Origin of the sequence: Erwinia sp. V90_4, assembly GCF_029967685.1 — a bacterium.
GTDB classification, from domain to species: domain Bacteria; phylum Pseudomonadota; class Gammaproteobacteria; order Enterobacterales; family Enterobacteriaceae; genus Erwinia; species Erwinia aphidicola.
The window spans coordinates 89397-106888 of record NZ_JASCAQ010000065.1 but is presented as its reverse complement, the minus strand read 5'-3'; the positions used below and the strand labels follow the sequence as shown (position 1 = coordinate 106888).

16 protein-coding genes, 1 tRNA gene and 1 pseudogene are annotated in these 17492 nt (G+C 52.8%); 4 read left to right on the top strand and 14 right to left on the bottom strand.

Annotation, left to right across the window (positions count from 1 at the left end):
• Nucleotides 1-3 precede the first annotated feature (3 nt).
• The 14 genes from QLG07_RS20690 to QLG07_RS20625 form a co-directional block, all read right to left on the bottom strand.
• Entirely contained in the window at nucleotides 4-1155 is a 1152-nt protein-coding gene (locus tag QLG07_RS20690; RefSeq protein WP_282470080.1) for an efflux RND transporter periplasmic adaptor subunit, read from the bottom strand.
• Entirely contained in the window at nucleotides 1145-3259 is a 2115-nt protein-coding gene (locus QLG07_RS20685; RefSeq protein ID WP_282470100.1) for an ATP-binding cassette domain-containing protein, read from the bottom strand. Before QLG07_RS20685 ends, QLG07_RS20690 begins: the two co-directional genes overlap by 11 nt.
• Before the next feature lie 8 nt (nucleotides 3260-3267).
• Nucleotides 3268-4218: an ABC transporter gene (locus QLG07_RS20680; RefSeq protein ID WP_282470079.1), complete on the bottom strand. Its 951-nt coding sequence runs from the start codon at nucleotides 4216-4218 to the stop codon at nucleotides 3268-3270.
• A gap of 5 nt (nucleotides 4219-4223) precedes the next feature.
• Nucleotides 4224-4889 carry a DsbA family protein gene (locus QLG07_RS20675; protein WP_133625004.1) on the bottom strand — a complete coding sequence of 222 codons (666 nt, stop codon included), beginning with the start codon at nucleotides 4887-4889 and terminating at the stop codon, nucleotides 4224-4226.
• 74 nt (nucleotides 4890-4963) lie between these two features.
• Nucleotides 4964-5161, bottom strand: a complete 198-nt coding sequence (locus tag QLG07_RS20670; RefSeq protein WP_048917458.1) for a DUF4762 family protein — start codon at nucleotides 5159-5161, stop codon at nucleotides 4964-4966.
• An 88-nt stretch (nucleotides 5162-5249) separates the two neighbouring features.
• Nucleotides 5250-5915, bottom strand: coding sequence for a DNA-binding response regulator (locus tag QLG07_RS20665; RefSeq protein ID WP_187497119.1), 666 nt, complete (start codon nucleotides 5913-5915; stop codon nucleotides 5250-5252).
• A gap of 23 nt (nucleotides 5916-5938) precedes the next feature.
• The gene (locus QLG07_RS20660) at nucleotides 5939-6487 is read right to left on the bottom strand and encodes a fimbrial protein (RefSeq protein ID WP_099754638.1); all 549 of its coding nucleotides are present in this window, start codon (nucleotides 6485-6487) and stop codon (nucleotides 5939-5941) included.
• A gap of 9 nt (nucleotides 6488-6496) precedes the next feature.
• Nucleotides 6497-7555 (bottom strand): fimbrial protein, encoded by a 1059-nt coding sequence (locus QLG07_RS20655; RefSeq protein WP_099754639.1) that lies wholly within the window; start codon nucleotides 7553-7555, stop codon nucleotides 6497-6499.
• Nucleotides 7555-8178: a fimbrial protein gene (locus QLG07_RS20650; RefSeq protein WP_282470078.1), complete on the bottom strand. Its 624-nt coding sequence runs from the start codon at nucleotides 8176-8178 to the stop codon at nucleotides 7555-7557. Before QLG07_RS20650 ends, QLG07_RS20655 begins: the two co-directional genes overlap by 1 nt.
• Before the next feature lie 21 nt (nucleotides 8179-8199).
• Nucleotides 8200-8946 (bottom strand): molecular chaperone, encoded by a 747-nt coding sequence (locus QLG07_RS20645; RefSeq protein ID WP_048917463.1) that lies wholly within the window; start codon nucleotides 8944-8946, stop codon nucleotides 8200-8202.
• A 41-nt stretch (nucleotides 8947-8987) separates the two neighbouring features.
• Nucleotides 8988-11471, bottom strand: a complete 2484-nt coding sequence (locus QLG07_RS20640) for a fimbria/pilus outer membrane usher protein (protein WP_282470077.1) — start codon at nucleotides 11469-11471, stop codon at nucleotides 8988-8990.
• A 105-nt stretch (nucleotides 11472-11576) separates the two neighbouring features.
• A complete protein-coding gene (locus QLG07_RS20635; protein WP_282470076.1) occupies nucleotides 11577-11792 on the bottom strand; it encodes a hypothetical protein in 216 nt (71 codons plus the stop codon).
• A gap of 76 nt (nucleotides 11793-11868) precedes the next feature.
• The gene (locus QLG07_RS20630; RefSeq protein ID WP_048917465.1) at nucleotides 11869-12426 is read right to left on the bottom strand and encodes a fimbrial protein; all 558 of its coding nucleotides are present in this window, start codon (nucleotides 12424-12426) and stop codon (nucleotides 11869-11871) included.
• Nucleotides 12427-13023: 597 nt separating this feature from the next.
• Nucleotides 13024-13536, bottom strand: a complete 513-nt coding sequence (locus QLG07_RS20625; RefSeq protein ID WP_048917466.1) for a DUF2501 domain-containing protein — start codon at nucleotides 13534-13536, stop codon at nucleotides 13024-13026.
• 445 nt (nucleotides 13537-13981) lie between these two features.
• Here QLG07_RS20625 and QLG07_RS20620 point away from each other — a divergent pair.
• The 4 genes and pseudogenes from QLG07_RS20620 (at nucleotide 13982) to QLG07_RS20605 (ending at nucleotide 17487) form a co-directional block, all read left to right on the top strand.
• Nucleotides 13982-14066, top strand: a tRNA-Leu gene (locus tag QLG07_RS20620).
• A gap of 205 nt (nucleotides 14067-14271) precedes the next feature.
• Nucleotides 14272-15512 (top strand): annotated as a pseudogene (locus QLG07_RS20615) (integrase arm-type DNA-binding domain-containing protein).
• A gap of 248 nt (nucleotides 15513-15760) precedes the next feature.
• Nucleotides 15761-15988: a helix-turn-helix transcriptional regulator gene (locus QLG07_RS20610; protein ID WP_282470075.1), complete on the top strand. Its 228-nt coding sequence runs from the start codon at nucleotides 15761-15763 to the stop codon at nucleotides 15986-15988.
• Nucleotides 15988-17487 (top strand): class I SAM-dependent DNA methyltransferase, encoded by a 1500-nt coding sequence (locus tag QLG07_RS20605; protein ID WP_211744101.1) that lies wholly within the window; start codon nucleotides 15988-15990, stop codon nucleotides 17485-17487. The genes QLG07_RS20610 and QLG07_RS20605 overlap by 1 nt, the downstream gene beginning before the upstream one ends.
• Nucleotides 17488-17492: the final 5 nt, after the last annotated feature.

Sequence of the window (17492 nt, the reverse complement as noted above, 5' to 3'; positions counted from 1 at the left end):
GGATTACGCCTGGCCTCCGTCCGGGGTCAGTGCCACCCGATCGCCGGGCTGAGCCCCCGCCAGCACTTCGGCGTACTGACGGTCGGAGATGCCAATCTGTACGGTGCGCGAGTAGAGTTTGCCGTGATTAAAGACGCGGATGCGGTAGTGGTTGGCCTCCAGCGGCTGCCCCAGTGCGGCCAGCGGAATGCGCAGCACGTTGTTCGCTTCAGCAATGCGGATAAACACCTGAGCCGTCATTGAGGTTTTCAGCTCGCGGTCGGCGTTGGGCACGGTAAAGGTGCCGGTGTAATAGACCGCAGAGGCCTGCTGATTGGTGCTATTTCCCCGGCTGTTTTGCTCTTCCAGCGCCTCCTGGGGGGCCGGCTGCACGTAGCCCATCTCACTGTCGTAGCGTTTGTCGGGATTGGCGATAACGTAAAACTGCAGCGGCTGGCCAGGATGGATCTTCTGAATATCCGCTTCGGAAATGCGCGTCTGTACCTGCATGGTGTCGAGATCGGCCAGCACCAGGATCGTCGGTGCGGTTTGCGACGACACAATCGTCTGACCTTCGCGTGTCACAATACCGAGTACCTCGCCATCCATTGGGGCGACGATGCGGGTATAGCCAAGATTCGCGTTGGCCGTTTTCACCGCCATTTCACCCTGCACAATCAGCGCGTCGTTTACCGCAATTTGCTGCTGCTGCGCATCGTACTGTGCCTTCGCCTGTTCAAATTCACTGCGAATGCCGGAGCCATCGCGCATCATCATCTTCTGCCGCTGATACTCCTGGCGGTAGCGCAGCAGCGTGGCTTGCGCCGCCAGCTTCTGCGCCTTCGCGCTGGCTAACTGCGCCAGCGCATTGTTCAGCTCTGACTCCTGGAGAGTGGGATCGATCTCGGCCAGCAGCTGGCCTTTACGCACAGTGTCACCCTGCTGCACGTAGAGCTTGCGCAGCTGGCCATTCACCTGGGCTCCGACGTTAACCTGCACGGCGGGTTTCAGTATGCCGGTGACCATGACTATTTTTGTGATGTCACCACGTTCAAGCGTTTCAAGCTGAAGGCTTTCCTGTGGGGAAGATGAGGTGTCGAAGGCTGCAATGACGGCGAGGGTCACGGCTATCGCCAGCACACAGCCTGTCGCTATCCAACGGGGTCTAAGCTTCACGTCGCGGCTCCTGTGGCGTCAGTTGGCCTTCAGCGAGACGATAAACGCGATGAAAACCGGACATCACCTGTTCGCTATGGGTCACGACAATCAACGATTTTCCGTTGCGCTGACAGTGGGCGTGGAGGGCCGCCATCACGATGGCTGCCGTTTCGTCGTCAAGATTGGCGGTCGGTTCATCAAGCAGCAGAACCGGGCGCGAGCTGTACATCGCCCGCGCCAGCAGCAGGCGCTGACGTTGCCCCAGCGACAGTGCGGCATGGCTTTCGCGGATCAGGGCATTAATCCCACCGGGCAAGCCGCGCACCGCCTCCCCGAGCGCAAGCGACTCCAGCAGTGCCTCAATGCGCTGCTGGTCGCGCTCGCGGTAGGCGGCGTCAAACAGGGTAATGTTTTCGCGTACGGAGGCGTTAAACAGGATATCTTCCTGGCTTTGCAGGCAGACAAACTGCGCCAGCTGCTGGCGAGGTAGCGGAATATCACCGGCATAGCAGGTGCCCGCCTGCGGCGAAAACAGCCCGGCAATCAGCCGCAGTAAGGTGCTTTTCCCCGCGCCGGACTCACCGAAAATGGCTATCTGCTCACCGGCCGCCAGAGAGAAAGAGACCGAATCGAGAATCGTTTTTTCCGCATCCCAGGCATAGCGAATGGCCTCAAAGTGGAGATGTGGCGGGCTGTGCGCCAGGACCGGTTCGGGCGGGGCGGCTTCTGCACCGTTTTCCGCTGGCAGAAACAGGCTGTGCGCGCGGCCGTCAATGATGTGCAGCTGAGACTTCTGGATCACCGAGTAGAAGATGCGCGTAATGTATGAGGTAAAGATCTGGCGCAGAAAGCTGTAGGCAAAAAAATCGCCCAGCGAGATCAGCTTGCTGTGGACCATGGGCAGCACCAGCAGCATAAAAATCACCATCTCTATGCTGCCCGTCAGCTGGTAAAGCCCCTCTTTTACCTGCTGATAGATTTTTTGCCGCTGCAGGCAGGAGAACAGATCGCGGCTATAGGCAGCGAAGGCGATCTGGCGCTGGCTCTCCAGCCCGGCGGTTTTGACCGTCAGAACGCCCTGTAACGTCTCCATAAAGAAATCGTTCAGTGCCGCTCCCTTCAGCTGTAGCTGCTGGGTGTACCAGCGATCGCGGATCACCGCCCAGATGCTGATCAGGCCCATGACCGTCACGCCGACGGCAGAGATGGCCGCCAGCAGGGGGGCGATCCAGAACATGATGGCAAGGGAGATGACGGCGATCACCCAGTCGGAGCGCAGACTATTGTCGAGCTCGATCTTTTGTAGCATTCCCGACTGCCAGGCGGTGAAACGGCTGAAAATCTCCCCCGGCGCGCGCTTTTCAAAAAAGCGCAGCGGGTTGTTCAGCAGACGCGAGAAGCCGAGGCTGCTGTTGATCAGCACGAAGCGTTTGATAAATCTTTCGCTGACGATCCTGACACCCATTGCCATCAGCGTGGAGACAATAAACGCCACGATAAATGCCCCGTAGGGGAAGGTGTCGCTCCCGCTACTGGAGAAGGCCTGGTTAATCGCGTTGCTCACCATCGTTGGCATCAAAAACAGGCTAAGCGACACCAGAAAAGTCAGCATCATCAGCCGGTAGATCCCCGGTACGGCGGCGGTCTCTTTCAGGCTCATAGCACGCGGCGCGCGCGGCGCTTTGCTCTGCGGGGGGTCAGCGATCTGAGCGGTCAGATGCGTGTCGGGATCGACAATCAGGGCATAGCCGCTGATCTCCTGCTTCAGCGCCGCCAGCGGCAGCCACTGCTCTCCTATCGCCGGATTCATCACGCAGGCATGATTGCCTTTGCGGTAAGCCAGCAGCACAAAGTGGCTGGCACCGTAGTGCAAAATGGCCGGTAGCGGCAGATCCCGCAGCTCAGCATGTTCAAACAGGACCGGCGTAGTGGCCACGCCCAGGCGGGCCATCATTTTCATCAGTGCATCAAGTGAGGTGCCGTGATCGGAAGCCGGAAACAGCTCGCGCAAGGTTTCCAGAGAGACGCGGTGCCCCTGGGTTTGGGCCAGCATCGCTACACAGGCGAGACCGCACTCGTTGGTCTCTTCCTGAAAAATAACATCGGGGATCGTCGTTTTCATCATGATGTTCAGTGATTAATAAAATAGAGAGAGTGGTTGTGCCAGAGCAACCAGTCCTGGGGACGGGTTCGCAGCGTCTGTTCGATAATGCCAGGCAGGGCGCCGGGCACCGCTTTAGCCGCCACGGGGGCATGAATATGGATATGCAGGCCGCGATCGTAATAGAGATGATAAAAAACCACCTGGGCGGAGATGGCAGCAGATAGGCGTACCACGCCGTTGTGTAACTTTGCCGCGCGTCCAAACAGACGGCAGGGCAGCTTAGCCGCCAGCGCGCCCTCTGCCTGCAGGGTATAGTCCGGAGAGATATCCGGGAAAATGATCATATTCTGCTGACCATCGATGACATCGTTCAGCAGCGACATCAGATCGCCAGCCAGCGCCTTATTCTGCTGATGAATTGAGCAGTAGGAGAGCTGGATCCCACCCAGCGCCCGCGTGTGGCGGTTATAGCGCGCCGCACTGGCGGAGACGACCACGCTGGCTCTCCCCGGCGTCACGCTGGCGCCCACCATCGCGGCCAGCACATCGGAGACGGAGTGTAACGGCGCGAGAATAATCGGGTGCTTTTCGCGGTGCAGCGGTGCGACGACCGCATCAAGCTGTCTGGCGCAGCGCTGGATCTGTTGCAGAAGTGCCGGGTTCTGTCCCCAGGTGGCCGCTTCTTCCAGCAGGCGACGGCGCACCGCAATCCACGCGGCGTTGATCTGCTCAGTCTGCCCCGTCAGACAGCGGTAGTTCTCGGTTGCCACCGCATTTTGCAAACGCCAGCCCCGGCCGACAATACGCAGTGCGCAGAGCGCCCTGGCGACCGCGAGTAGCGCGGGCAGATAGCCGTATCGCAAAATTTTGCGCAGTATCACCATGGCCGCGCGCGACCCCAGACTGCGTAATGCACCCGTCCGCTCAACGCCATTTCTGACGCTAAAGACGATACGGATCAACAGAAGCTTCAGCACCGGGATCACTTATCCTCGCTGAGCAGTTGCCGCATTCGGTCGGCAAACGCCGGGAAATCGCGATCCTGAGCGACGACGTAACGCCGGTTAATAATAAAAATTGGCGTGGAGCGGATAGCGTAATGGCGGGTCACCTCCGCCATATAGTTCAGGCGGTTTTTTACTGCGTCACTCTGACTGACACGATGATATTCCCCCACGTCGATATTATTTTTTGTTAGCCAGGCTTCAAGCGCTTCGCCATCGCTGAGGTTGATATTGCGCGTAATGATGGCGTTATAGGCGCTGTCGCGATACTTCTCTTCAATACCCATCTCCTCCAGCGTGGCAAATAGCGGAGCGTAGACGGCCAGGCCATTATCGTCGCTGGTGATGTGAATCGCTTTGAACTGGCTTCCCGCCGGCAGCGAACGTGCGAATTCGGCGAGGTTATCTTCATTCGCGGCACAGTAGTGGCAGCCAAGAGACATCACCTCAATAATGGTTTTGTTGTCCTTAATAGGGCTATTTTTAACCTCTTCATCGCTGACCTCACGAAAAGCTTGCGTCTGGTTAACGTCAGAGGAAAAAGTATTAAACACAAACAGGTGATAGCACAGTACGGTTATCAGTACAGAGATTATTATCAGCAACAGGGAATAGCCGATAAATGTGCGGCGTTTAATCTGGATAGTCATCTTCATCTCGTTATGAAACAGAAAAATACCCGGAAAAGAGTGACTCCGGGTATTAGCCCTTCAAGGGTTTAGTTCAACACGCCACAATTGCTGCTGGCCGCATCTTTTGATGTGCTGGAAATAACCGTACCGTGCTTATCGGTGCAGGTTGTTACCAGCTTACAGGACTTCACGCTACCTGATGTAATCAGCTGATAGGTGCTTTCACAGGTCTTACAGGTGCCACCAATAATGCGTGCGGCTTCAACAGCGGTCACTTTTTTCATCTTTATTTCCTTACTTTAGGTTGATTTTGCAGACAGGTGCTGCGCGATACCGACGGAAAACCCGGCGGTAAATATCGAATTTATTGCTTTATCTTGAGGGCGTAAGCCATTTGAACTTCTCAAAAAGAGCGATGTTATTTTTTATATTCAGCCTTTTCATTAGCTTGCGCTTTACATAGCTTATTTTTCGGATGTCCGTGTCCGCCTGATGAGCAATATTTGACAGGGATTTCCCTCTCAATATCTCTTCAATTAACCACCACTCATTACAGGAGATTAAATGATGTACATCACCACTACGTATAGTGTTACGGGTATAATCTATCAGCGAGTAGCTGAACCGGTTTTCATTGGCTTTTTTTTGATTCAGTCCATTAAGAAAAGCAGGGATATGCTCCATTTTTTCATTTTTCATTAACCAGTGCGCCTGTGGAAACAGGTTGTAGATGGTTAAAAAAAATGGCATATGATGATTGCTTAGCATAATGACCAGCTTTTTGTTCTGGTGCTTATAACAACCCTGCATTCTGTTCAGCATCACAAAACGCTCCATAGGGAGCATATCTAAATCGCAGAAAAGCCACAGGTGTTGGTTACCCTCGATCCTGCTTTTAGTTCGATCAATAAGCTGTTCGTAATCATCCGTTAGCGAAAATGACACATTTCTTGTTTCACGAAATAAAGATGAAATGCTCGCCTTCATCCCCTCAAAAAAGTAGGCATTTTCGTCATAAAAAAAACATCGATACGTCATGCTGAAAATCCCTTTTGATGCCGTTACTGATAATTCAATATGTAGTTTGCCGTGGCGGTAAAAGGCCCGGTGGTCAAGGTTTCTTTTGATAGCGCTTCAGGCTCTGCGGCGACAAAAGCTTTAAAGTTCAGCTGCATCATCCCGCTTTTAAGCGTGACAGGAAGCGTTGCCACTCCCAGTTGGATCGGCGTGTTATCTTCTTCCAGCAGTCCGATGCCAATACCGCTGGCCCCATTGGATGTCGAGGGCTTTATCGCCAGGTGGTCTTTCAGATTGGGGTTTTCGCTGCCGCTAAAGGTTACGGTGACGGTACTTGCCAATTGCGGATTACAGTCCTGTAGCTTGAGCGTGAAAGCAATGGGCTCACTTTTCTCAGAGTGATAAAGATCGCGCGTTGAAATTTTGCCAAAATCTACCGGTGCACTTTCCGATTCCGGAGCGATGCTGCAGGGGATAGCCACCACAACGCCTTTAAAATCCAGCTGGCCACCAATCAGTTCGCCAGCGGCCTGCGCGGGACCCGCAAGAAGCAGAGGCAGCATCAGTACGAGACCAATAATGATATTTTTCATTCTCTTCCCTTACTGGAATTGCGCGACGATAGTTGCCGAGGCGCTGAATTCGCCTTCCTGAATCATCGACGTGGCGCTTTTTGCAATCGGCGCGGCCACGAGATTCCAGTTCCCTTCATTATTGGTAAAGCCCGGAACGTCATAAAAAGTATTGGGGATGATGGCTTTACCCTGACTGTCCTTAAGGGCGATACCCAGCTCGGGACGCGCAGGAGAGCCACTGACGCTGAGATATCGACCGTCGTCAAAAGCCGGCGAGGGCTGTTGAATACCCAGCTTGATATTCAGTGCGCCACTGGCAAAACTTCCTCCCTGGCACTTCACGTGGATCGGTATATTTTGGCTGTAATTAATGCCGTTCAGCTTGCTGCCCGTCCCGGGGATGGTGCCAAAATCCACCACCACAGGCGTGCCCTGATTAATGATGCACTTGTCCGGAACGGTAATGATGGCGGAATTGATGTTGGTGCGCGAAAGGGCCACCGTGCCCTGGTTACCCGCGACGAGGCTGCCGAACAGCCTGGCAATCTCGGTACCCTCCAGCCTGATGCCGTTAATAATGGGTTTGGTCACCATAAAGGTCACGCGGCCCATCGAGCCCGAGTCCATATCGGGCGTTATTCTTGAGGAGGGCGCGGTGCAGCTGTTCGCCAACATATTTGAAACGTTATTAAACGGCACGGCAAAATACTCGCGCCGCGCGCCGCTAATCCAGATCTCAATTTTGACGGACAGGTAGTCATTGAGCTTGAGAAATCCTGCGTAGCGACTGTCCTGTGGCAGCGTCGCCGTGGAGGAGAAGTAGATAGGCGCATTGCTAATATTGCTGTTGCAAAACACCCTGGCCGAGTAGCTTCCGCTCAGGCTATAAGCGCGCGGGATAGTGGCACCTATGCGATTATCGGTAATGTCCTGATTTTCCAGGTTGATGTTGTAGTCATAGGTGCCCGCCGTCGGCTCAATGGCGCCATGAGGCTCGGCGGACCAGGCTAAATGAGGCAGCAGCAGTGCAGCAGCAGAGAGCAGGCCCCGACAGCGTGGCTGGCGTAACAGCGTGGAATTTTTCATTACAGATACTCCATTTTCAGGCGGATCAGACTGCTAAATTCGCCATTGCTGACGTGACCGCCCGTTGATTCCAGCGCGGCCATAAAGTCAAACTCGCTGTCGCCGGCATTGATCAGATAAGAGCGGGCTGTCTGATTGAACGCCAGCGCGTTGCCGTTGATATCCAGCAGCCGGATGCCTGCGCCCTGCACGGTTCCGTGAATGCGCAGCAGTTCCGCGTTGATGGGATCGGCCTCTCCCATAAAAATCAGCTGGATAGTTCGCTCACCCGCGGGATTGGCCGCCCTGTTACTGACCACCCGCTTCGCCCCGTTAGGGGCTGGCGCACCGGCGGCTCCTTTCAGGCAATTTTTCAGATTCAGTCTGATGTGTACCGGCTGACTGCGATCGCCAGCCTGATGAAAACGTCCCGCGTCGATTGCTCCCAGCGCAATATACCGCATATGGCTCTGCGTTATCACCGTACACGGCAAGGTAAGATCCAGACTGTGGAACCGGACAATGCCGTTGACCTCGCGAGCCTGCTCCCCGGCCTTAAGATCTGGCAGCCGTAACGTCTCTGCCTGCAGCGGAAGTGTCAGGCTCATCATCAACAGAGACAGAGATGAAAGTGTGTGGCGCATTGTCGGCTCCCTGTTACCTGGTTACTGATCCTGCTGCGCAGGCGGTAGCGCTTTACAGGTGTTGCCGTCACAGCGGTATTTCAGCTCCGGGTGGCCGCCGTAATCGTTGACGAACATCATGGAGAAGGTGCTGACGCTCGCTTCCGTGATAGCAAACTGCTGGCTCGATTTCGGCGCAATCATGATCCCCGGAAAGTGGGTGAGTTTGCGCTTCGCATCGTCCGACAAGCCAAGAAGGGTGATGTAATAAGGCGTCGGATTCTGTGCCGTTATCTGATTGCCGTTTTTCTGGAACACCACCTGGTCCTGCCAGACCTCGCTTTTACTTTTTGGGATCACGGCAGCCGGCCGGTAAAACAGCTTGATGCGTGACTGCATCGCCAGCTGCAGCGTATTCGGCTTATCGGGTTTCGGCGGGATCTCACGCACGTTGAGGAAGAACAGACTCTCCCTGTCCTTGGGCAGCTGCTCTATTCCCGAAGTCTTTGTGACGCGTGCAATTCCCTTTTGCCCGCCATTAATGCGCTGCAGCGGAGGTAAAACCAGCAGCGGTGCCGTGATCTTATTGCCCTTTTCATCCTCTACCCATGACTGGGCAAGAAAAGGAATGGCTGAACTGGTATTCGAGAGATTTACGCTAGCTGAGGCCTCTTTCTCGGTAATAATCAGCCGGGTCCGATCGAGTGAAATACCCGCTACGGCCTGGCCACTGAGTACGCTCAGCGCCACGGCGGCCATCCAATGGGTTGTGTATTTATTCATGCTCATTTTTGACCTTTTATGACTGTGAATTAACATCATGGGCGTGCTTAGCGGCACGGCAGCAGCAAGCTGGTGGCTTGCTCGTTGATATCCGACGGCATGGCAATGCGGCACTGATTTTTACCATTCCAGACCACGTTCAGCGTCTCGTCAGGATTGACCCCGGCCAGCCAGGCTTGCCCGTTATCCAGCACCATCGCCACGCTGACACCGTCTGCGTTATAAACCTCGGCACCAAATGGCGGTACGCTATTGTCAGCCAGGCGCAGCGTGGCCATGATTTTCAATCCCCTTGCCATGCCAAAAGCCTGATAGCCGATGGCCCCTTCGGTCAGCGTTGCGGTGGTAATGGCTTTGGCGGGTTCGATGTCGCCATCCATCGCGTCAACGTCAACGCGGGTATCAAAACTGCTGTAGCTCACGATGTCCGGCACCACGGCAATACCAAAACTGTTGGTTCTTGAACGTTTGTCATTAAGCGGCACACCGGCGATCCCGTTGGTGTCGACCATCACCCGCGCCGTGTTCATGGTGGCTCCGCCGTTGTGCAGCGCCGCGCCATGACGTGTGGCGGTAAAGCCGCCGCGCACTGATGTGCCCAGCGCCACAAAGCGATTTTGCTGGTAGCTGGCATTGGTGTTGATATCTGCCATCTGCGCGCGCCGCTGATAGTAGCCGTCAACGCTGGCGTTGCCGTCCTGGCTGGCGCCGCTGCGGATACGCCACAGATTGTTAGCGTCGCTGTTATCGGTGTAGGACGCCATCGGGCTGCTCTTGCCGTTATAGCTCTGTACATCCACACCGGCCCAGCGGCTGTCACCTATCGGGATCGAGAGCGAGAGGGCGAGAGAATCATCCGTGCGTCCCCGATAGTCGGAGCGGTATGCCGAAAGATTAGCGCTGATACCTTTGGTATCCCCCACGCGGAAGCTGCGGCTGACAGACATGCCGTAGCGCTCCCTGCGCTTGTTTTCCCAGTAATTTTGATGGGTGTAGGACAAAAACAGCGTGGTAGCCTGGTCTGCGCTATCCGGCCAAAAGGTTTTATTGGCGGTGATGGTGTACAGCTCTTTTTCACGGCCAAAAAACGGTGAGTCCTGATAGTCGCGGTAGCGATCGTCGAGGTATTGCGCCATCGTTCGGTAATTTTTTTGCGAAAAGCGGTAGCCTGCGAAGGTGATCGCACTGTGGTATTCGTCAAAGGTTTTCGCATAGCTCAGCTTCCAGGAGGTGCCGGTAAGACGCTCGCCATCACGCTGTTTACTCAGGGATTGGGTGGCATCGACAGAAAGGGCCCCCAGCACGCTCAGGTCGCGCCCGACGCCCACTGTAGAGGCGGAAAATTCCTCACCAGACGTTTGCAGCCCGCCGTATAACGACCAGGCATTACTGACCCCCCAGGAAAAATCCCCGGAAATGAACGAAGGCCCCTGCAGCTTATGGCTGTAAGTCGACGGCGTGCCGCCGGCAAGGTTGTAGCGTACGTATCCCGGGCGCGTCAGATAGGGAATGTCGGCGGTATTAATCTGGAAGGTAGACACCGAGCCGTCCTGCTCTTCGACGCGAACGTCCAGCGTGCCGCGCACCGAGCTGCGCAAATCCTGAATATTGAACGGTCCCGCAGGCACGGTGGTTTGGTAGATAATACGACCGCTCTGGCTGACCGTTACGGTGGCGTTCCCGCGCGCAATTCCCTGAATTTCAGGCGCGTAGCCTTGCAGGGCGGGGGGGAGCATGCGTTCGTCACTGACAAGGTTTGCCCCGGTAAAACGCACCGTACTAAAAACCTGCGAATTGAGCGAGATTTCACCCAGCGTCAGTTTGGCCGCCATCATCGGCAGGGGACGATAGGCGTAAATCTGATTCCAGTCGAAAGCAAACTGGTGATTGTCACTGTAATAGCTGGTTTGGTACTCACCGCGCAGACGCCACGCGCCAAGATTAGCGCCGGCCTGGCCGTAGCCTGATACCGTGCTGTAATTATGGCTGTCGTCGAATTGTCGGGTCATTTGTCCATTGAGACTGTAATCAAAAATCAGCCCGGCGATGCCGTTATCCCAGCGCTCGGGGGGCGTCCAGTCAGGATCGTCGTATTTCATCCATGCCTGGGGCACGGTAATGTCGAGCGAACCGGCATAGTTACTTAATTGCACACCCGGCAGCGTTTGCAGCGAGTAGCAATTCTCATAGGGCTGGGCGACCTTCAGCCGCGCTTCTTCTTTCAGCGCCAGCTTATTCAGCAGGCTGCTGCTGATGCAGGGCTGGGCACTTTTTCCCTTTGCGGTTTCGATATAGCGAATTTTTTCCTGATCCAGCGACTTGCCGTTAACGCGAATATCAAGCAGGTAGCTGCCAGGCGAGATGTAGTTATCCGTTGAGAAACGAGATAAATCGATATGGGTACGATCGGCGGTATCTAACACGTCGGTATTGAATTCAACGCTATCGTCAGCATATATTGCCGTGGCGTAGCAGACGCTGATTGCCTGCAAAATTGCCGCGGTTGATTTAACTCTGAAAGTTCCCAACATGATTTCAATCCTGGAAAAAATGTTTAAATGCTCTGCGTTTCATAACGAACTTTTCAGTACGGATAGCGTAAACCTACCCCCCGAAAACAGATGCCTTCCGTAATATCATCGGGGTGTTTTTTTATTGGTTAGCGCTCTCAATGATAAGTGTTTTAATGCTCTGAGTTTAATTTTTCTGCTCTTAGCTGGGGTTCTTTTTTGTGGTGATATTTTATTTTTCTGGTTATGGCCCGATCGGGTATGATTTTTTCCTGCTTCAGCTCGCGCAGAAAAAAGAGCAATGAGGCGCTCATCGCTACTTATTGCGTTGCCGATCTCCATTCTGACTCTCCCTGGCATTGCCATCGAATGTGAAAATGTGCGGGGGGATCCCCCCGCACTGTATCTTTATTGCGTATTACTGGTAGGCGATTTCGAAATTAATGGTCGACTCGAAAGAACCTGCTGTAACCGGGCTGTAAGCAACATTATTCTCAGCATCTGTGGTTTTTTCAGAACGCAGGAAAGCAACAAATGGAATGGTCGTCGTGCCGTTAACCAGCTTCACGGATGCAGTAGGCTGGCCCCACTTAACTTCCTGGTTAGCGCTGTCCAGCATGCCGATACCCGCGCCAGAGGCAGTACCAGAAGTAAATGCTGCCAGTGAATCATCAACGGCATTTGGGCTGGTTGGGTTATAGGTAACAACAGCACTTTGCGCTACGGTGGTGTCGCAGTACTGCAGTTCAATGTTTTTCTGAACGCTGGCTGCACGCTGGCCATTTGCCAGTGCTGATACAGGAACCTGGTAGAAATTAACGTTCACTGGACTGGAGTTTGCAGAAAGACCACAGGCGGTATTGACCAGTTCACCTTCGAATTTGATCTGCCCTGTGGTGGTATCAGCGGCAAAAGCAGCCCCAGAGCTCAGAGCAGCAGTGAAAGCAGCAGCCATAACTACTTTAGTCATTTTCATAATTCATCCTGTTTATATTAAAATCCTGAGAAATAAAGAGTCACAACCTCACGATCAATCTATAATTCGATCCTTGTCAGGTGCTATCCGTATTGTTCGCTTAAGTGATGTTTCGCCCATCCCTTGTAAATCAGTAATGAGTGAAAGTGCTTAACCGAACTGGAAAGGATGCTATCAAAATAAAGAAAATCCTAAAAGAGTTGCGCACTAGCTCAGTGATATACGCCATCAAAATTTAAGATCGGGGTCTTTTTCTAAGGTATATCTCGCGAAGAGGTTAGAATAATCCTAACCCGTGGCTTATAAGATTGTATAAAGATGAATTGAGGTGTTATTTCCTATTTTTTTTAAGATATTTCCTGGTCGTAGGGGCTCTTATGGGGATTATCCATCTCCAGCAATGGAATTAGAGCGATGCAAAAGCCGGGTAATAAGAGCGCCCGCAGGCTGACTTGAGAAATAGGTTAGCGACGGATTACGATGGGTTTTATCCCCATAAACTTTAGGGCTAAATAGTGACATTACCCGGTACGGGTTATTTGCCCGGCACGGCAGAAAGAGGCGGGGAGGGGACAGCCTCACCGCCTGAGAGAGAGGTTACGAGATAAACTGTTTACCCTGTTTGAGAACCAGATCGCAGGCTTTGGTTTTCACCTTTTTGCCGATGGCGGTATCGCCCAGCGACTTCAGGTCAACCTGCTGATTGTTGCTGGTATTCAGCAGGCCCATCAGCCCCTGTTTGTAGTCGGTGGTTTCCTGCTGCTTTTGGGTATCCGCCAGGCCCAGCTTGCCGAGCAGCTTATCCTTCACCGAGGAGACATTGTTATCCACGATGTTGTTCTGCACGCAGTACTGCAGCACGCCCGCCGCATTGGTCATGGTGCCGGAGCTGAGCGATTGGCTGCCGCCGTTCAGCAGCCCGGTGAGCGCGCCCAGCGAGGTGCCGCTCTGAGTGGTGGTAGTAGAAGAGGCGGAGTTGCCGTTGGCGTTCTGCCCCAGCGCGCTGGCGGCCGAGTTAAGCTGATCCTGCCAGCTGGCAGCCCCCGCCGCAGCGGTGAACAGGGCGGTGGAGACGGACAGTGCCAGAACAAACTGAGAAGCTGCTTTCATGAGGTGACCTATACAATGTGATGTGGCGCGCAGCCCTCCGTGGCGCTGCAACGATAGCTTCCCTTTCGGACCCTGTTATCCGCGCTGAGTTCCTTTAGGAATGTTCCGTAACTCATGCCGCCACCTCTACCTACGCCCTGTTTTTGTAGTGGCCGACCGCTTTTAGGGTCGGCCCGTTATACCCCCATCACCCACCGTTTTCCGTTTTTGGTCAGCCATTCTCACACCTGTCATCCACCGTTTTCGCTGTTGCCAACCGTTTTTATGCTCGGCCATTCTCACACCTGTCACCCACCGTTTTTCGTAGGGGCCGGGCATGCCCGGCCCGTTATTCACTGCCCCCAGCGCGTGTTTTTTCAGCATTCACACCCAGCACGTGCGGAATGGGGTTGCGTATACAGGGGGTAACGGTATAATCCACAACGTTTTCCGCATACCCTTCAGTGCCGAAGTGGCGAAATCGGTAGACGCAGTTGATTCAAAATCAACCATCGAGAGATGTGCCGGTTCGATTCCGGCCTTCGGCACCATAAATCAGGTATGAACATTTAAGCCACCGCGAGGTGGTTTTTTTGTGCCTGAGATTCAGCCTCGGCATGGCTTTCCTCGCTTTTCATTCGGCTCAGAAAACCTGATTCAAACTGCCTCAATTTGGTGATGCGGATATATCCCGGTTCGATACTTTTTGTAACCACTGTGAACCCTTGAAAGGTCACATATAATGGCTTTAGTGATGTGAAGGTTGGTACGGCTAGGTCTGATGCAAAACCTATAAGCTTACTAACGGGCAGGCATGGTGTTACTGGTTCACCCTGACGGTTCAAAATATTGGCGACTACATTATCGCTTTGGCGGTAAAGAGAAGATGCTGGCGTTGGGGAAATACCCTGAAGTCTCGTTGGCTGATGCCATGGCACGCCGGGATGAAGCCCGTAAGGGGTTAGCTAATGGCGTCGATCCCAGTGAGAGCAAGAAAGCCGTTAAGGTAGAACACGAACAAGAGGCGATCACGTTTGAAGTGGTCGCCAGAGACTGGCACGCCAGTAATCAGAAGTGGTCTGCATCACATAGTCTGGTGCATTAAAAAGTCTCGAAGATAATCTCTTTGCTGCTATTGGTAAGCGGAATATTGCTGAGTTGAAGACACGGGATTTGCTTGTGCCCACCAAAGCGGTGGAATCATCCGGGCGGCTCGAAGTTGCCGCCCGTTTACAGCAGCGTACTAGCGCTATTATGCGGTTTGCCGTTCAGAGCGGCTTAATCGATTACAACCCAGCACAAGAGATTGCCGGTGCAGTTGCTACGGCGAAAAGACAGCACCGTGCTGCTCTGGAGCTTAACCGCATTCCTGAACTACTTCATCGTATTGATCATTACTCAGGCAGGCCGTCAACTCGACTTGTGGCCGAACTCACACTGTTGGTCTTCATCCGTTCAAGTGAGCTGCGTTTTGCTCGTTGGTCGGAAGTGGATTTTGAAACAGCCATGTGGACGATTCCGGGTGAGCGTGAACCGTTGGAAGGTGTTAAGCATTCTCAACGTGGTTCAAAGATGCGGACACCTCATCTTGTTCCGTTGTCGCGGCAAGCTTTAGGCATTTTGGTACAGATCAAAGGCATGAGTGGGAATCGAGAGCTGATCTTCGTTGGCGATCACTATCCGCGTAAGCCGATGAGTGAAAATACGGTGAATAAAGCTCTGCGGTGATGGGCAATGACACAAAAACGGAAGTCTGTGGGCATGGGTTCATGACAATGGCGTGTAGTTCGTTGATTTACTCAGGATTGTGGTTGAGGGATGCAGTGGAGCGGCAGATGAGCCATCAGGAGCGTAGTTCTGTGCGTGCGGCTTATATCCATAAGGCGGAGCATCTGGGGGAGCGTAGGCTAATGCTGCAGTGGTGGGCGGATTACCTGGATGCGAACCGTGAGAAGGGGGTGAGTCCGTTTGAATCCTCTAAAGACAAAAAACGATAGTAATGATTAGTTATAAGTTCCTGCAGGCCAAAGTGTCGCTAATTGGCATATGACCTCACTGGAACCTATGTCGGGTATTTATGCCCGACATGTATCCTGTACTTAAACATGTTGAATATGCATGTCTTCCTGTCCATACGTTCAATATTTTCCCAACTGATATAATTTCATTTGAGATTGAATTTTTTTTGTTATCTTCGCATTTTGGGATACGATTTGCATCGTTAAGCACAACGATAAGGACCATTATGATCCGCTGCCATCTTGCTCGGCTCATAGGCGAACATAAGATGCGAATAGCCGATGTTGTCAGGGAAACTGGCCTGAGTCGCAACACTATCACTTTGCTTTACAAAGAGACGGCTCAGAAGGTTGACCTGGATACATTAGAAAGGCTTTGCGTGCTTTTTGAATGTGAAATACACGATTTACTGCAAAAGGTTCCTGCTTCGCAGAATCGTACAGAGAAAAATTAATGACACTGATTAATCTAAAAGATCTCGAGGCCCATCTTTGGCATGCTGCCCATATTATCACCGGGCCTATTGATGCGTCAGATTACAAAACGTACATTTTCCCCATCCTGTTCTTCAAACGTATTTGTGATGTATATGACGAAGAATTTGCCGATGCGATGGAGAGCGTTGGGGATGCAGAGCTTGCCAAAGGTAAGATGTTTCACCGAATTCAGATACCTGAAAATTGCCACTGGCGTGATGTTTTCGCTGAGACCAAAGACATCGGTCAGGCTTTAAAAGACTCCTTCCGTGGTATAGAACTGGCAAATCCTAAACTGCATGGCATTTTTGGGGACGCCAGCTGGACCAATAAAGAACGCCTTTCTGATGAGTTGCTGGCTACGTTACTTAATCACTTCAATAAGGTGAACCTTGGCGTTTCAAGTGTCCGTGATGATGATATGGGGCGTGCATACGAGTACCTGATCAAACGCTTTGCAGACAAAGCTAACAAGAAAGCCGGTGAGTTCTATACCCCACGTACTATCGTTCGCTTGATGGTTAACATACTGGATCCAAAAGCCGGTGAGAGTGTCTACGATCCCGCCTGTGGCACAGGCGGTATGTTGCTCGAGACTATCCACCATGTAAAAGAAAACGGTGGCGATCCGCGCTTGCTAAAAATCAAAGGTCAGGAAAAAAACCTGACAACAGAAGCTATTGCACGGATGAACCTGTTTTTACACGGTCAGGAGGATTTTGATATTGTTCGCGGGGATACGCTGCGTGAACCTAAGTTTTTACAAAGTGATCGTTTAGAAACCTTCGATTGCGTTGTTGCCAACCCTCCGTTTAGCTTAAAGGAGTGGGGATACGATCTGTGGTCGAACGATCCCTATGGCCGCAAGCAATATGGTCTGGCACCTAAAACAAATGGTGATTTTGCCTGGGTGCAGCATATGTTTGCTTCACTTAACGACAATGGGCGTATGGCTGTCGTGTTACCTCATGGTGTGCTGTTTCGTGGCGGAGCTGAGGGGGCAATTCGAACCAAATTGCTGCAAGAAAATCGCATCGTGGCGATTATTGGTGTCGCTTCCAATCTGTTCTATGGGACTAGTATTCCAGCGTGTATTTTGGTGCTGCGCAAATCTCGCCAGGCAGCGCATAAAGATCATGTATTGATTATCAATGCTGAAGAAATCTATACCAAGGGGCGTGCGCAGAATACGCTGTCCAACAAGCAGGCCGATGACATATACCAAATCTATCGTGACCAGGCTCAGCAGGGGCCAGATGCAAAAGAAATCGAAGGCGTTACGCGCTGGGTACCTCTGAAGGAGATTGAAGAAAATGACTTCAATCTAAATATTGCTCGTTATGTGCAAAAGCCACTCGAAGAAGAAACTATCACTGTGGAAGAGGCGCTCAAAGATTTTCAACGGAAGCTGGCTGAACTGGAAAAAGCAGAAGAGGAGCTGGAAACCCTGCTTATCAAAGAAGGGTTCGAGGTATGAGTACT

Excerpts from the sequence above, each read along its gene's own strand:
- QLG07_RS20640 (WP_282470077.1), bottom strand. The coding sequence starts at position 11,471 with ATGTTGGGAACTTTCAGAGTTAAATCAACCGCGGCAATTTTGCAGGCA.
- QLG07_RS20625 (WP_048917466.1), bottom strand. The coding sequence starts at position 13,536 with ATGAAAGCAGCTTCTCAGTTTGTTCTGGCACTGTCCGTCTCCACCGCC.
- QLG07_RS20650 (WP_282470078.1), bottom strand. The coding sequence starts at position 8,178 with ATGCGCCACACACTTTCATCTCTGTCTCTGTTGATGATGAGCCTGACA.
- QLG07_RS20660 (WP_099754638.1), bottom strand. The coding sequence starts at position 6,487 with ATGAAAAATATCATTATTGGTCTCGTACTGATGCTGCCTCTGCTTCTT.
- QLG07_RS20630 (WP_048917465.1), bottom strand. The coding sequence starts at position 12,426 with ATGAAAATGACTAAAGTAGTTATGGCTGCTGCTTTCACTGCTGCTCTG.
- QLG07_RS20605 (WP_211744101.1), top strand. The coding sequence starts at position 15,988 with ATGACACTGATTAATCTAAAAGATCTCGAGGCCCATCTTTGGCATGCT.
- QLG07_RS20655 (WP_099754639.1), bottom strand. The coding sequence starts at position 7,555 with ATGAAAAATTCCACGCTGTTACGCCAGCCACGCTGTCGGGGCCTGCTC.
- QLG07_RS20635 (WP_282470076.1), bottom strand. The coding sequence starts at position 11,792 with ATGGAGATCGGCAACGCAATAAGTAGCGATGAGCGCCTCATTGCTCTT.
- QLG07_RS20670 (WP_048917458.1), bottom strand. The coding sequence starts at position 5,161 with ATGAAAAAAGTGACCGCTGTTGAAGCCGCACGCATTATTGGTGGCACC.
- QLG07_RS20685 (WP_282470100.1), bottom strand. The coding sequence starts at position 3,259 with ATGAAAACGACGATCCCCGATGTTATTTTTCAGGAAGAGACCAACGAG.
- QLG07_RS20610 (WP_282470075.1), top strand. The coding sequence starts at position 15,761 with ATGATCCGCTGCCATCTTGCTCGGCTCATAGGCGAACATAAGATGCGA.
- QLG07_RS20645 (WP_048917463.1), bottom strand. The coding sequence starts at position 8,946 with ATGAGCATGAATAAATACACAACCCATTGGATGGCCGCCGTGGCGCTG.
- QLG07_RS20665 (WP_187497119.1), bottom strand. The coding sequence starts at position 5,915 with ATGACGTATCGATGTTTTTTTTATGACGAAAATGCCTACTTTTTTGAG.